At 63.4% G+C, this 13,133-nt stretch carries 13 protein-coding genes; 5 read left to right on the forward strand and 8 right to left on the reverse strand.

Going from position 1 to position 13,133, the window contains the following annotated elements; translation table 11 throughout:
• Both pyk and V1286_RS01500 read right to left on the reverse strand, forming a co-directional pair.
• Nucleotides 1–1,437 (reverse strand): pyruvate kinase, encoded by a 1,437-nt coding sequence (pyk, locus tag V1286_RS01495; protein WP_334477120.1) that lies wholly within the window; start codon nt 1,435–1,437, stop codon nt 1–3.
• Nucleotides 1,434–2,015, reverse strand: a complete 582-nt coding sequence (locus V1286_RS01500; protein ID WP_334477121.1) for a DUF1036 domain-containing protein — start codon at nt 2,013–2,015, stop codon at nt 1,434–1,436. Before V1286_RS01500 ends, pyk begins: the two co-directional genes overlap by 4 nt.
• Nucleotides 2,016–2,222: 207 nt before the next feature.
• Here V1286_RS01500 and V1286_RS01505 point away from each other — a divergent pair, with 207 nt between their 5' ends.
• Nucleotides 2,223–2,525, forward strand: a complete 303-nt coding sequence (locus V1286_RS01505) for a DUF1244 domain-containing protein (protein WP_334477122.1) — start codon at nt 2,223–2,225, stop codon at nt 2,523–2,525.
• A 127-nt stretch (nt 2,526–2,652) separates the two neighbouring features.
• Here the strand turns inward: V1286_RS01505 and V1286_RS01510 are convergent, their stop codons facing one another.
• Nucleotides 2,653–2,802, reverse strand: a complete 150-nt coding sequence (locus V1286_RS01510; RefSeq protein WP_190241771.1) for a hypothetical protein — start codon at nt 2,800–2,802, stop codon at nt 2,653–2,655.
• Between the two features lie 13 nt (nt 2,803–2,815).
• Between V1286_RS01510 and V1286_RS01515 the strand changes: the two genes are divergently transcribed.
• Nucleotides 2,816–3,088: a DUF2312 domain-containing protein gene (locus V1286_RS01515; RefSeq protein ID WP_108514145.1), complete on the forward strand. Its 273-nt coding sequence runs from the start codon at nt 2,816–2,818 to the stop codon at nt 3,086–3,088.
• Between the two features lie 111 nt (nt 3,089–3,199).
• Here V1286_RS01515 and V1286_RS01520 read toward each other — a convergent pair whose 3' ends face one another.
• The 5 genes from V1286_RS01520 to V1286_RS01540 all read right to left on the reverse strand — a co-directional run bounded on the left by V1286_RS01520 (nt 3,200) and on the right by V1286_RS01540 (nt 10,282).
• Nucleotides 3,200–4,822 carry a peptidoglycan L,D-endopeptidase MepK gene (locus V1286_RS01520; protein ID WP_417021090.1) on the reverse strand — a complete coding sequence of 541 codons (1,623 nt, stop codon included), beginning with the start codon at nt 4,820–4,822 and terminating at the stop codon, nt 3,200–3,202.
• Nucleotides 4,823–5,076: 254 nt separating this feature from the next.
• Nucleotides 5,077–7,206 (reverse strand): L,D-transpeptidase family protein, encoded by a 2,130-nt coding sequence (locus V1286_RS01525; protein ID WP_334477124.1) that lies wholly within the window; start codon nt 7,204–7,206, stop codon nt 5,077–5,079.
• 366 nt (nt 7,207–7,572) lie between these two features.
• The gene (locus V1286_RS01530) at nt 7,573–9,072 is read right to left on the reverse strand and encodes a sigma-54-dependent transcriptional regulator (protein ID WP_334477125.1); all 1,500 of its coding nucleotides are present in this window, start codon (nt 9,070–9,072) and stop codon (nt 7,573–7,575) included.
• Between the two features lie 104 nt (nt 9,073–9,176).
• Complete coding sequence (locus V1286_RS01535; protein WP_334477126.1) at nt 9,177–9,821, reverse strand: TerC family protein; 645 nt, start codon at nt 9,819–9,821, stop codon at nt 9,177–9,179.
• 119 nt (nt 9,822–9,940) lie between these two features.
• Nucleotides 9,941–10,282 carry a hypothetical protein gene (locus tag V1286_RS01540; protein WP_334477128.1) on the reverse strand — a complete coding sequence of 114 codons (342 nt, stop codon included), beginning with the start codon at nt 10,280–10,282 and terminating at the stop codon, nt 9,941–9,943.
• Between the two features lie 78 nt (nt 10,283–10,360).
• Between V1286_RS01540 and V1286_RS01545 the strand changes: the two genes are divergently transcribed.
• From V1286_RS01545 to V1286_RS01555, 3 genes are read left to right on the forward strand one after another with little or no spacing between them, the layout of a single operon-like run.
• Nucleotides 10,361–10,693, forward strand: a complete 333-nt coding sequence (locus tag V1286_RS01545; protein WP_334477129.1) for a helix-turn-helix domain-containing protein — start codon at nt 10,361–10,363, stop codon at nt 10,691–10,693.
• Nucleotides 10,690–11,133 (forward strand): hypothetical protein, encoded by a 444-nt coding sequence (locus V1286_RS01550; protein ID WP_334477131.1) that lies wholly within the window; start codon nt 10,690–10,692, stop codon nt 11,131–11,133. Before V1286_RS01545 ends, V1286_RS01550 begins: the two co-directional genes overlap by 4 nt.
• Nucleotides 11,134–11,178: 45 nt before the next feature.
• Nucleotides 11,179–13,041 carry a M3 family oligoendopeptidase gene (locus V1286_RS01555; protein WP_334477132.1) on the forward strand — a complete coding sequence of 621 codons (1,863 nt, stop codon included), beginning with the start codon at nt 11,179–11,181 and terminating at the stop codon, nt 13,039–13,041.
• The last annotated feature ends 92 nt before the right edge of the window (nt 13,042–13,133 follow it).

Raw genomic sequence — 13,133 nt, forward strand, 5'->3', positions numbered from 1 at the left:
TCACTTCTTCGCCGCGCCCTCCGGCTCGACTTTGGCGATGCGCACCATGTTGGTGGTGCCGGCGATGCCGAGCGGCACGCCGGCGACGATGATCACGCGCTGGCCGGCGTTGGCAAAACCGTCACGAAAAGCAATGGAGCCGGCGCGATCGACCATGTCGTCCTGGTCGTGGGCGTCTTCGGCCACCACGCAATGCACGCCCCAGACGACGGACAATTTGCGGCCGGTGACAAGGTTCGGCGTGATCGCCACCACCGGCAGCTTCGGCCGCTCGCGCGCCACGCGGATCGCCGTCGAACCCGAGGAGGTCCAGCAGATGATCGCCGACAATTCCAGCGTCTCGGCGATCTGTCGCGCGGCGTCCGCGATGGCATCTCCAACCGTATTCTCCGGGTTGGACCGCTGCGCCGTCAGCACCGAGCGATAGGTCGGATCGCGCTCCACTTCCTCGCCGATGCGGTTCATAGTCGAGACCGCTTCGACCGGGAATTTGCCGGCGGCCGATTCAGCCGACAGCATGATGGCGTCGGCGCCTTCATAGACGGCGGTCGCGACGTCGGAGACTTCGGCGCGCGTCGGTACCGGCGCCTGGATCATCGATTCCAGCATCTGCGTCGCAATCACCACCGGCTTGCCGGCCCGGCGCGCCATCCGCGTCATTTGCTTCTGCAGGCTCGGCACCCGCTCCAGCGGCAGTTCGACGCCGAGATCGCCGCGCGCCACCATCAGCGCGTCGGAGGCGTCGATGATTTCGCCGAGCCGGTCGATCGCCTGCGGCTTTTCGATCTTGGCCATCACGGCGGCGCGGCCGCGGATCATCCGCTTGGCTTCGTGAACGTCCTCGGCGCGCTGCACGAAGGAGAGCGCGATCCAGTCAACCCCGGTCACCAGCGCCGCTTCGAGGTCGGCGCGGTCCTTCGGCGTCATCGCCGAAACAGGAAGGTCGGTATCGGGCAGGCTGACGCCCTTGCGGTCCGACATCTTGCCGCCGATCACCACCCGCGTCACCGCGCGTTCGCTCGAAGTTTCCTCGGCGATCAGCCGCACCTTGCCGTCGTCGAGCAGCAGGGCATGGCCCGGCCGCAGGGCGGCGAGGATTTCCGGATGCGGCAACTGCACGCGGTTGTTGTCGCCCGGCGCCTTGTCGGAATCGAGCACAAAACTCTGGCCGTTCTTGAGCTGGGTGGAGCCTTCGGCAAAGGCACCGAGCCGCAGCTTCGGTCCCTGCAGGTCGACCAGGATGCCGATCGGGCGGCCATAGCTCGACTCGACATTGCGGATAGTCGAGACCAGCTCGCGCATCTTGTCGTGCGGCGTGTGGCTCATATTGATGCGGAATACGTCCGCGCCGGCCTCGAACAGCTTCCGGATCATCGCGCTGTCTGACGATGCCGGGCCGAGGGTTGCGAGGATTTTGATACGACGGAGCCGTCTCATTGCTTGGGCGCCGGGGCTGGCGGCAGACCCGGTCCGCTTGGCGGATTGGACAGGCCGGGAACCCCGCCGGGGCCGCCCGGTCCCATTGTTCCCGGAATTCCCGGCACGCGCTGCCCGGGTAGCTCGTTGGCTTCGGTCAGTTGCACGGTCCACGCTCGCTGTTCGCCTGTGTCGACCTCGAAGAACCCGGTGCGGTCGTAGCCGCGCGCCAGGCAATTCTCGGTACCCTTGATGGTGAATTCCTTGTCACGCGAACACATGAAGGCCTGTCCCGACCATTCGCCGCCGCGGTCATAGTCGAGCGCGTAGATGTAATAGTAACGGGCGACAAGAGTTCCGCGCAGCAGCGTCTCGCAACTGCGCGATGACACGTTCCACCAGCCTTCGGTGGTCCAGCCCTCGGGGTCCTTGTAGCCCAGCGCAATGCCGACCCGGCTGGAAGTGTTGTTGCAGAGCCGGAAATCGGCTGCCGCCGGACTGTTCCACAGGCACGTCGCCGCCAACGCGAGCATCGGCATCAGGCCGGCGGTCATGCGAGCGGAGAGGGAGGTCAGGCATCGAGAATCTTTTGCGGTCATGCAGTGAAGCTATATCAAATCATTGACGATTTCGCGTGAGCCGGCGGGACCTGTCAACGGCCGGGCACGCCTTTCCCGCGCTATGGGAAACCGGGACCCCACGTGCGATAGCCGCTTTTGCGCGCAGATATGGCAAAATCTGTGACAATTCCCACCTGATATCAATATGCTCGACCCCATATCACGCAGGACCCAGGACCCAAGGCCATGACGATCGACGACAAAACCAGAACGGAACTGGAAGCCGCCGTTTTCCGGCGCCTGGTTGACCACCTGCGCGCCCGTACCGACGTCCAGAACATCGATTTGATGAATCTGGCCGGCTTCTGCCGCAACTGCCTGTCCAACTGGATGAAGGAAGAGGCCGACGCCAAAGGGGTCGCCGTCAGCAAGGACGAGAGCCGCGAGGCGGTCTACGGCATGCCCTATGAGGAGTGGAAGGCGAAACACCAGGGTACGGCCACGCCGGAGCAGTTGGCCGCGATGAAGAAGGTCCACCCCGGGCATTGAGCCTTACTTCGTAGCCCCGGATGGAGCGCAGCGCAATCCGGGGCAGTGCCCGCCGGGCGAAAGTTTCCCGGATTGCGCGGAGCCTGTCATCGGGCGCGCATTCGCGCGACCCGTTGGCTCCATCCGGCTACGTATCCTCATCTCCTGTGGGCGCGCTGTGGATGAGCGCGATGCTGCCTTGACGCAAGGCGCGGCGATCTTTCAGGTCAATCCTGAAAAAAGCGCCGTGCGGTAACGCGTGCGGCGCTTGATCTTTCAGCATCACTTTCAGTTCCATTCAGGAGTACCCGATGGCCACCTCCGCCGCCGCCGTCCAGGACGAGCCCGCGACAAAATTCGCCAAAGACCAGCTCAAGGCCATCATCGAGCGCATCGAGCGTCTGGAAGAAGAAAAGAAGACGATCTCCGACGATATCCGTGACGTCTATGCGGAAGCCAAGGGCAACGGCTTCGACGTCAAGGTGCTGCGCACCATCGTGCGCATGCGCAAGCAGGACGCCAATGAGCGCGCCGAGCAGGAAACCATTCTGGAGACCTACATGCAGGCGCTCGGGATGCTGTGAGGCGTCGAACGATGTCATACGCGGGCTTGACCCGCGTATCCATCAAACATCAAAGCCCTTCATGCGAAGAGGATGGATTGCCGGGTCAAGCCCGGCAATGACGACGAGCGCCTAGCGCAGCGCGGCGGTGCGCATTACGAACGACTGCGTCGGCAGTTGCGCGGTCGCCGATCCCGTGAAGCGGTCGCAGGTCATGCCCATCATCGGATCTTCCGAGAAGGCCATGGCGATCGCGGCCGGCGGCTTGACGAAGTAGCTGCGCATCTGGGTCATCTCGGTGTCGCCGAGTACCGTCGTCGACATCGCGCTGCTCGCGCTCGGCGCCAGTATCACCACCCGCATCCAGACATCGTTGCCCCGGGCGGCGGCGAGACGGGTCGAGGTCGCGACCACGGCGTCCTGACCCTGCGCGCCCTTGGCGACCACGGTATTGATTTCGGTTGCGGCACCGGCATTGCGCGCCAGACGGGTGGGACGCGGCGGGACCGGCGCGGAGGCGGCGACGACGTTGGCGCGATCGACCGGCGAGGAGGCGGCCGGTGCATAGGCCATCGCCTTGTTGAACGCTTCGGTGACGCTGGCCGTCGGCTGCGGATCGGTGGCGGCGGCGAGCGCCTGGCGTGCGCGCAGCGCTGCGACCTGGGCAGGGGTAGCCTGGTTCGCCGCCCTCGGTACGTCGTCCCAGAAGCCACGGGAGTTGATGATATCCGCCGGCGTCTGCGGTTTCGGCTCGGTGTTGTCGGCGGAAGCCTGCGCGGCCGGTTTCGCGTCAGGCTTAGCCTTGGGCGCCGACACGATCTGCGCGTCGGCCGAAGCCAATTGGAGCGTGGCTCCGACCTGCGGTTTCGCACGCGGCGTCGGAACGGGATCCGCTGACTTCGCCGGTGACGCTGCGGCCGTCACGCTGGCCGGGGTGGGCTTCTCGTTCTTGACGGGAGCGCCGCCACCTTCGTCGTCCTCTTCGGTCGACTTGCCGCCCCTGAACAGGGCCGCGAACAGGTTCGGCATTTTGCCGACGGTTGCGGCATTGTCGCCATTGCCGCGGCGCTCGATGTCGGCGCGGGCCAGTTCATAGCCCTTCATCGGACCGCCATTGGACGGCAGGTGAACGGTGCGCCCATCCGGGAACACCCTGGCGAGTTGATCGTGGGTCATGCGCGGCCAGTGACGGACGCTGCCGGTGTCGAGATGGACGAACGGCGATCCCGAGGTCGGGTAGAAGCCGACGCCGCCACGCTGCAGGCGGAGCCCGGCGGCGCGGATCTGCTCCAGCGGCACGTCCGGAATGTAGAAGTCCATGGCGTGGCCGAGCATATGCTGGCTGAAGCGCGCCACGCCGGAAGAGCGGCGGCGGAGCATGGAGTTGGTAGCGGGGGAACGGTAGGCGGAGATGATCTGGATCGGCTTCTTGCCGTCGACGTCGCGGTAGACTTCCCAGAGGATGTCGAACAGATGCCGATCCATCGTGGTGGAGTCCTGGCTGCGCCAGTCGCGGAGGAAGTGATTGAGTTTCTTCAGCGCTTCTTCGTCGTAGCGACCGTCGCGCTTGAAGGTGACGGTGAGGTCTTCGTCGGAATGGGTGTGGTGGAAGGAGAGGGTGCGGGTTTCGTTCAGCGCCGTCGCATCATGCACCGAGCCGGCACCGGCGAGCAGCAACAGCGAAGTCAGCCCGATCCGATATCCGGCCTTTGGCAGAACAAGCGGATTGAATTGGCGCGCGAAACCAGCCAGCACGTAAGAGCCCACCCAGTCGACGAGCGTTCACGGTGTTTCTTTTGCAAGACCCCGGCAAAAGAGGGTGAACGCTTTCTTAAAGCGGGATGGTTAACCGATGTTTACCGTCCCGCCCCCCAGTTAGACTTAACCTAACCCGTGGACTGTGGCGAAAAAGTGCCCGGTGCCGAAACCTGGATGGATAGGGTTAACGTAAACGAACCCGCCCCGGAGGCGAGGTCGTTGATTTTGTTCGGAAATCCCGTTCGGCGGGGTTACCGGGTGAATCGCTGTTGCGGCCGGCGGCCAACCGGGGCCGGCGGCGTCGCGGTCGACGGGCCGCCGAACAGGCGCTCGAAGAATGAGGGTCCGGAGGAAAAGGTGTTGTCGCTGGCGAAGCTGACGCCGGGCGGCAACGCATCCTTCGGGCGCGAATAGTTCGGCTGCGCGTGGGAGACCAGGGTCTCGAGGTCCCGGTTGCGGCCGTTCTTCAGCAAATTGATCATCGTGGCGTCGCGGCCGTAGATGTCCTTGCGGATATGCAGCTTGCCGGCGTCATCCACGAACGCGGTCTGGTAGGTGATGTTGACCGGTATCGGCGTCGGGAATTTCAGGTCGATCTCGCTGCGGCCGTACATGCTGCGGATTTTCTCCGGGGTGTAGCTCGCGTTCGGCATCACGATGTTGAGCAGCGTCGAGGCGTATTGATCCGGATTCTGCACCCGCATGCAGCCATGGCTGAACGCGCGCTCTTCCTTGGCGAACAGATTCTTGTCCGGGGTGTCGTGCTGATAGACCAGGAACTTGTTCGGGAAGTTGAAACGGATGCGGCCGAGCGCATTGGCTTCGCCCGGCGGCTGCGAAATATGGATGCTGCCGTCGCGGTTGCGCTCCAGTCGCAGGCCCATGCGATCCAGCACGGTCGGATCCTGCTGCAGGGCGGGCAGATATTCGTTGTAGATGATCGACGGCGGTACGTTCCAGGTCGGGTTGACCGTGATGAACTTCATCGTCTCCGTCAGCATCGGCGTCGCATGTTTGCCCGGCTTTCCGGTCACGACCCGCGTGGTCCAGACCGGGGCCCCGTTCTGCATCACCTTCAGCGTGAAGTCGGGAACGTTGAGAATGACATAGGCGTTGCCGAGCGAGGCCGCGCCGAGCTGGCGCGGCAGCCAGCGTAGGCGCTCCAGATTGACGAGGACGATGTCGATCTGCCGGTCGCGCTTCGGGCTGTTGATCGCCTTCACCGTGCGGTCGTCGAGTACGCCGGTCGGCTTGAGATCGACGCTCTCCTGGAATTTGCGCACGGCGGATGCGACCTTGGCGTCGTAATGCGTGCTGTCGGGATGGTCGGCGATGCCGAGCTTGGCGCGTAGTTGCGGCACACGCGGATCTTCCGGCGCCACCTCACCGAGCTTCTTGGTCGCAGCCTTGTAAGCCAGCGCCGGCCCCTCGGCGATGTGGATCATCGGTCCGTCGCCCTGACCGCGCAGCTCGGCGAGCTTGGCCTTCAATTCCCTGTAGAGCTTGTGCGGCGGGTTGTAGCCGTCGAGCGCCGCGGATGCGTCCTTGGCGGTCGAGATATTGGCGAGCACTTCGGCCGGATCGGTCGGATGCTCGGGATAGAGGATGTCGGCCGCGACCTGCGACCAGTGCATCCGGCCGCTCTGGGCCTGTCGCGCATAGTCGAGCATGCTCGCGGTCAGTTTCAGTTCGGCTTCGGCGAGCTGGTCCGGCGAAGCGGCGGCCGCAAAATCCGGCACCGGATAGTCGGCCGGATTGAGGCCCTCGGAGGCGGCGTCCTTCAAACGGGTGATCACGCCCTTGCCGCTGTCGGTCAATTTGCCGGCTTGCGTCCATTGCGGCGCATAGTCGCGCGCGGAGTAGAACTTCTCGACGGCAGCGCGCTCGTTCTTGCGGTCGAAATAGCGCAGCGACTTGGTGCCAAGCATGTCGCGCAGCCGGTCGGCAACTGGCTGGTCGGCCGGTGCGACGGTGCTTACCTTCACTGACTCCTTGGCGGGTTCGGCGGCGGGCGCGGTGGCTGTCGCAGCCGGCGGCGCGGCGGTTGCGGCGTCGTTGGCTGCAGGCGTGGTGACGACTTCGGCCGGCTTGGGCTCGGTCGCCTTTGCGGCCGGGGCCGCCTCGGCCGGCTTGTCAGTTACCTTGGATGCGTCAGGCACCGTGGCGGTGGTGTCCGTCTTGAAGTCGTCGACGGTGGGAGGCGGAACGTTCGCAGGTTCGGGGCGGGGGACTGCTGCGTCGATCGCGAGCTCGGCGGCGCTGGCGCGCGGCGTGGTCGACTGGGCCGCCAGTGCTGAGGTCGCGGATACCGTGAGGAAGGTTGCCGCGACGGCCATCAGCACGCGGTCAAATCCTGCACGATTCATCGAACAGTCACGCATCGTCACACCCCCTTGGGCGAACTGCCCCGGCATGGAACAGTCGTTAGGTATCGTTCGTCACGGCTTGCGCGGGAAGCGCCGGCTCGGTCGGTTTCTCAGTCGTACGCCTGCACGCCACGGTTCAAACGCAGACGATACATATGCCCCTCTCATGCAGCCAGCGCCATGCGGGACAACTCACGACAAACTGACCTCAAACAACCCGTTTGCATTCGGGTCTCGCGGTTTTGCCACGCTCCCCGCCGTTTGTCTGTCACCGCCAAGCCACGGTTCAAAAGCTTCCGAACGATGGATGTCGTTGGTTTGCCACGATCTTTGCCATGCGGGCGCCATAATCGCCCGCCGGCTGTCCGCTTAGTTCGCGTCTCAGTTCGCATCCTGCGCGCCGTCTTCGGCAGAGTCGTCGGCGGCCGCCTCATCGAGCTTGCGGTAGAGCGTGGAGCGGCCGATCTTGAGTCGCCGCGCGACTTCCGACATCTGCCCGCGATAATGCGAGATCGCAAAACGGATGATCTCGTTTTCCATGTCCTCGAGCGGCCGCACCTCGCCGGTGGCGGTCAGCATCGAAAGGTTGCCGGCAGTGGCGAGCGGAGCAATCGGTATATCACTACCCGAAACCATGGCGGGCGCCGTCGATGGCGCGACGATTAACGGTTCGCTGTGCGCCAGCTGGCCGTCGGTTGCGGCGTGGCCGACGGTTTGCGGGAAATCCGACAGGCCGAGTTGGTCGCTCTCGCTCATGACGACGGCGCGATACACCGTGTTCTCGAGCTGGCGGATGTTGCCGGGCCAATCGAGCTGCGCGAGATGGGCCACGGCCTCGCCGCTGATACCGGTGATGGTGCGGTTTTCCTCGGCGGCAAAGCGCGCCAGGAAATGCCGCAGCAGATGCGGGATGTCTTCGCGCCGCAGCCGCAGCGGCGGGATCGTCAGCGGCAGCACGTGCAGCCGGTAGAACAGATCCTCGCGGAATGCGCCGCTCTTCACGAGGTCGAGCAGTTTGCGGTTGGTCGCGGAAATGATGCGGACGTCGACCTTCACCGGCTTGCGGCCGCCGACTGCCTCGACGGTGCCTTCCTGCAGCGCGCGCAACAGCTTTACCTGCGCCGCCAGCGGCAACTCGCCGACCTCATCGAGAAACAGCGTGCCGCCGGAAGCTTCGACGAATTTGCCCATGTGACGTTCGGTGGCGCCGGTGAAGGCGCCCTTCTCGTGACCGAACAGGATCGATTCCACGAGATTGTCGGGGATGGCGCCGCAATTGACCGCGACGAACGGTTTCGACTTGCGTTCGCTGGAACCATGGATGGCGCGGGCGAACAATTCCTTGCCGACGCCGGACTCGCCCTCGACCAGCACCGGAATGCTCGAGCTCGCCGCCTTCTGCGCGGTGCGCAGCACGGCTGCCATGGTTTCGCTGCGGGTGATGACGTCGGCAAAGGTCAGCCGGCCTTCGCGGCTGTGGCGGATGCGCTGCAGTTCGCCCTTGAGCGCAGAAGTATTGAGTGCGTTGCGCAGCGACACCTGCAGCCGTTCGAAGCCGACCGGCTTGACCACGAAATCCTGCGCACCGGCGCGCATCGCTGAAACCACATTGTCGATGCCGCCATGGGCGGTCTGCACGATGACGGGGATGCTCAGGCCTGCTTCACGCATTTTTGAAAGTACGCCGAGGCCGTCGAGGCCGGGCATCACGAGGTCGAGCACCACCGCATCGATCGCCTGCGCATCAGGGGCGGTCAGCAGGGCCACGGCGGCATCGCCGCTATCGACGACGAGGGGCTCATAACCGCACTTCTGCACCATGTTTTCAACCAAACGGCGCTGCACAGCGTCGTCATCGGCAATCAAAATGGTGGCAGCCATGGTTTTTCCCCGCACGCTACTGGATTGTATCGAATCGGGGCACTTTCGCCGATGCCGATTAACGCACGCTTAATTGTTGGAAATGGCATCCGTGGGGCGGGGAACTAAGCGTTGAGGTGTGGCCACACCTCCAGCGCGCCGCGGTAGCACATGTCGAGAGCTACATAGAGGATGATCGCGAGGCCGACATAGGCGATCCAGCGCTGCTTTTCCAGGAGGCGCGCGATGAAGTTGGCAGCGAGCCCCATCAGTGCGATGGAGAGTGCCAAACCGAATATCAGGATCATCGGGTGCTCGCGCGCGGCGCCTGCGACCGCGAGCACGTTGTCGAGCGACATCGACACGTCGGCGAGCGTGATCTGCCAGACGGCCTGGCCAAGCGTCTTTTGATGGCCCGCAGGGGCTGCCCCGTCGAACGTGCTTGCGGCTGAAAGACTCTGCAATTTCGGTTCGTGACGATGCGACGCACGCAGCTCGCGCCACATCTTCCAGCATACCCAAAGCAGCAGGACGCCGCCCGCGAGCAGCAGTCCAATGATTTGCAACAACTGAACCGTGACGGAAGCGAAGCCGATACGCAGGATCGTGGCGGCCAATATGCCAATCACAATCGCCTTCTTGCGCTGGCCCTCGGGGAGGCCTGCAGCTGCGAGCCCGATGACGATCGCATTGTCGCCGGCGAGCACCAGGTCGATCATGATGACCTGAAAAAGCGCTGTCAGGTGTTGCGAGGAGATTAGTTCCAGCATTCGGGCCACTCCGTTAATGGTCCAATCCGACATCGCAGTTCGCTTGAACTGCCAGAGGGGCCCGGGCTTGGACGTCCGTAGAAAAAGACGCAGTCAGACTGCGGAAAAATGCTTCCCCGTTACTCAGGCTGATCCGTGAGGGCGAAGAGCCTGATCATCTGGTCCGGTTCGATCAGAACGGAGAGAACGACGCCGATGAACGTCAGGCTTCCGGCGAGGTCGAACCACATGACGCGGAATCGGTCGCGCCGGCAGAGCAGCGCGAAACCGGCCGTCAATGCCGCAACCGCAAAGAGCAGGGTGACGATCGCGGGTGCCAGGGCGTCCACCGGCACAATGTTCCGGATTCCCACGGTCGCTAACAGCGACACGAGCAGGATGCCGGCAAACAACTCCTTGCCGCGCGCCGCGGGGGGCCGGGGATTTGTCTCAACAATCTGACTGCGGTCTAAGAAAGCCATCTGATTCTTATTCGCGAGCTGAGATTGTGGTAGGGAACATCACCTACCCGGTCATTCACTCTAGATAGTTTAGTAATCATGAAACGAGGAAAACATCAAGACGTTTTCACTGAACGTCTTGCCGGCAAGGCTGTGCCGGAGGCCAAGCAATTGCGGAAATTGGCTGGGGATTGGCTCAAGGCGCGCAGGGCGGATGCCGAATTGTCGCAGGCGGATCTCGCTGCACGTCTTGGCCTGAAGTATTACACTTTCATCTCACAGGTCGAGAACGGCTTCAGCCGGGTTCCAACGGAAATTATGGGGGCATGGGCCAACGAATTGGGGATTGAACAGTCAGCCTTCGCTAAGCATCTGTTAAAGTACTACGAGCCGGAATTGCACCGGCTGCTGTTCGGAGCGGAAAGCAAATGAGCGTCGTGGCGTTCGAGCGTAAACAGAACACCGGCGAATGGAGTGAAAGGGAACTGGGCACCATCCTGGCGACGCTGAGCGCGGCGACTGCGCCGGGGACCGGACGCGAATGGGAAACCGGCGTGACGGAAAAGGGCGACGTCCAGTTCTATCTGCTGAGCCCGCTGCCGGATCAGGCCTGCGAGTTGTGCGTGTCCCGGATCGGGGGTCGTTACATCCTGGAAGACGGATCGGGCCGGCTGCTGTTCGAGCATCGCAACCTCGATCTCGTGGCACTTCACGCGAAGGCCGCCGTCCCGTCGACGTCGTGGCTCATGGTCCGCGTGATCACGTTGTGGATTGCGATTCGCAGTGCGACCGACGAAAAGCTCGATTCGATGCTCCTCGAGGGTGAAGAGCTGTTCGTCCAGTTCGTGCCGCAGCTTGTGGCTTTCGCCTGATCTCGCAAACCCATTTCCTGATCACCTCCCAATTTTGAAAGTGTCATGAGCGTGAAATCTGCGACCTCCCGAGCCGGCAAGACGTCCCGCAAATCAGCCACGGGCAGCAAGGCGGCCGCAGCCAAATCCAAAACCGGCAAGCTGCCGGAATGGAATCTGGCCGACCTATATTCCGGCATCGGCGCGGCCGAAATCGCACGCGACCTGCAAACGATGGATGCGGAATGCATCACGTTCGAGACGGACTACAAAGGCAAGCTGGCGGAAGGCGTTGCCCGCGACGATGGCGGCCTTTGGCTCGCCGAAGCGGTGAAGCGCTACGAGGCGATCGACGATCTCGCCGGCCGGCTCGGCTCCTATGCTGGCCTCGTTCATGCCGGGGACAGCGTCGATCCGGCGATTTCCAAATTCTATGGCGACGTCTCCGAGCGGCTGACGGCGGCTTCGGTACATTTGCTGTTCTTCGCCCTCGAGCTCAACCGCATCGACGACGCCGTGATCGAGCGCGCGATGCAGACGCCCGAGCTCGCCCATTACCGGCCGTGGATCGAGGATCTGCGCAAGGACAAGCCGTATCAGCTCGAAGATCGCGTCGAGCAGTTGTTTCACGAAAAATCCCAGAGCGGCTATGCCGCCTGGAACCGGCTCTTCGACCAGACCATCTCCGGCCTGCGCTTCAAGGTCGGCGGAAAGGAACTGGCGATCGAGCCGACGCTCAGTCTGCTGCAGGACCGCGCGCCGGAAAAGCGCAAAGCCGCTGGCCAGGCGCTGGCCAAGACTTTCAAGGACAATGAGCGGACGTTTGCGCTCGTCACCAACACGCTTGCCAAGGACAAGGAGATTTCCGATCGCTGGCGCGGCTTCAAGGATGTCGCGGATTCGCGTCACCTGAACAACCGCGTCGAGCGCGAGGTCGTCGATGCCCTGGTCGGTTCGGTTCGCGCGGCCTATCCGCGGCTGTCGCATCGCTATTACAAACTGAAAGCCGGCTGGTTCAAAAAGAAGAAGCTCGCGCATTGGGACCGCAATGCGCCGCTGCCGTTTGCGGCCACCGGCACGATCGCCTGGCCGGAGGCGCAGAAGATGGTGCTGACGGCGTATCGCGGTTTCTCCGCCGAGATGGCTGCGATCGCGGAACGCTTCTTCACCGATCGCTGGATCGATGCACCGGTGCGGCCGGGCAAGGCGCCGGGCGCGTTCTCGCACCCGACCACGCCGTCGGCGCATCCCTATGTGCTGATGAATTATCAAGGCAAGCCGCGCGACGTGATGACGCTCGCCCATGAGCTCGGCCATGGCGTGCACCAGGTGCTGGCGGCCAAAAATGGAGCGCTGATGGCGCCGACGCCGCTGACGCTCGCCGAGACGGCCAGCGTGTTCGGTGAAATGCTGACTTTCAAGCGGCTATTGTCGCAGACCAAAAACGCCAGGCAGCGCCAGGCGCTGCTGGCCGGCAAGGTCGAGGACATGATCAACACCGTGGTGCGGCAGATCGCGTTTTATTCGTTCGAGCGCGCCGTGCACACCGAGCGCAAGAACGGCGAATTGACTGCGGAGCGCATCGGCCAGATCTGGCTCAGCGTGCAGGGTGAAAGCCTCGGGCCGGCCATCGACATCCGTCCCGGCTACGAAAATTTCTGGATGTACATTCCGCACTTCATCCATTCGCCGTTCTACGTCTACGCCTATGCGTTCGGCGATTGCCTGGTGAACTCGCTGTATGCGGTCTACGAAAATGCCTCGGAGGGTTTTGCCGAGCGCTATCTCGCCATGCTCGCGGCCGGCGGCACCAAGCATTATTCCGAACTGCTCAAGCCGTTCGGGCTCGATGCCAAGAACCCCCAATTCTGGGACGGCGGGCTGTCGGTGATTGCCGGCATGATCGACGAACTGGAAGAGATGGGCTGACGGGCGCCCGCGGCCACGAAACGGATTTGTGATGGGCGCGGACACAATTTCAGCCGCCGTCGCACTCCATGATGACGGTGACGATAGGAGGG

Source organism: Bradyrhizobium algeriense (genome assembly GCF_036924595.1).
Lineage (GTDB): Bacteria > Pseudomonadota > Alphaproteobacteria > Rhizobiales > Xanthobacteraceae > Bradyrhizobium > Bradyrhizobium algeriense.

Coding starts and splice junctions, on each gene's coding strand:
- pyk (WP_334477120.1), bottom strand. CDS start 1,437: ATGAGACGGCTCCGTCGTATCAAAATCCTCGCAACCCTCGGCCCGGCA.
- V1286_RS01500 (WP_334477121.1), bottom strand. CDS start 2,015: ATGACCGCAAAAGATTCTCGATGCCTGACCTCCCTCTCCGCTCGCATG.
- V1286_RS01505 (WP_334477122.1), top strand. CDS start 2,223: ATGACGATCGACGACAAAACCAGAACGGAACTGGAAGCCGCCGTTTTC.
- V1286_RS01510 (WP_190241771.1), bottom strand. CDS start 2,802: ATGGAACTGAAAGTGATGCTGAAAGATCAAGCGCCGCACGCGTTACCG.
- V1286_RS01515 (WP_108514145.1), top strand. CDS start 2,816: ATGGCCACCTCCGCCGCCGCCGTCCAGGACGAGCCCGCGACAAAATTC.
- V1286_RS01525 (WP_334477124.1), bottom strand. CDS start 7,206: ATGCGTGACTGTTCGATGAATCGTGCAGGATTTGACCGCGTGCTGATG.
- V1286_RS01530 (WP_334477125.1), bottom strand. CDS start 9,072: ATGGCTGCCACCATTTTGATTGCCGATGACGACGCTGTGCAGCGCCGT.
- V1286_RS01535 (WP_334477126.1), bottom strand. CDS start 9,821: ATGCTGGAACTAATCTCCTCGCAACACCTGACAGCGCTTTTTCAGGTC.
- V1286_RS01540 (WP_334477128.1), bottom strand. CDS start 10,282: ATGGCTTTCTTAGACCGCAGTCAGATTGTTGAGACAAATCCCCGGCCC.
- V1286_RS01545 (WP_334477129.1), top strand. CDS start 10,361: ATGAAACGAGGAAAACATCAAGACGTTTTCACTGAACGTCTTGCCGGC.
- V1286_RS01550 (WP_334477131.1), top strand. CDS start 10,690: ATGAGCGTCGTGGCGTTCGAGCGTAAACAGAACACCGGCGAATGGAGT.
- V1286_RS01555 (WP_334477132.1), top strand. CDS start 11,179: ATGAGCGTGAAATCTGCGACCTCCCGAGCCGGCAAGACGTCCCGCAAA.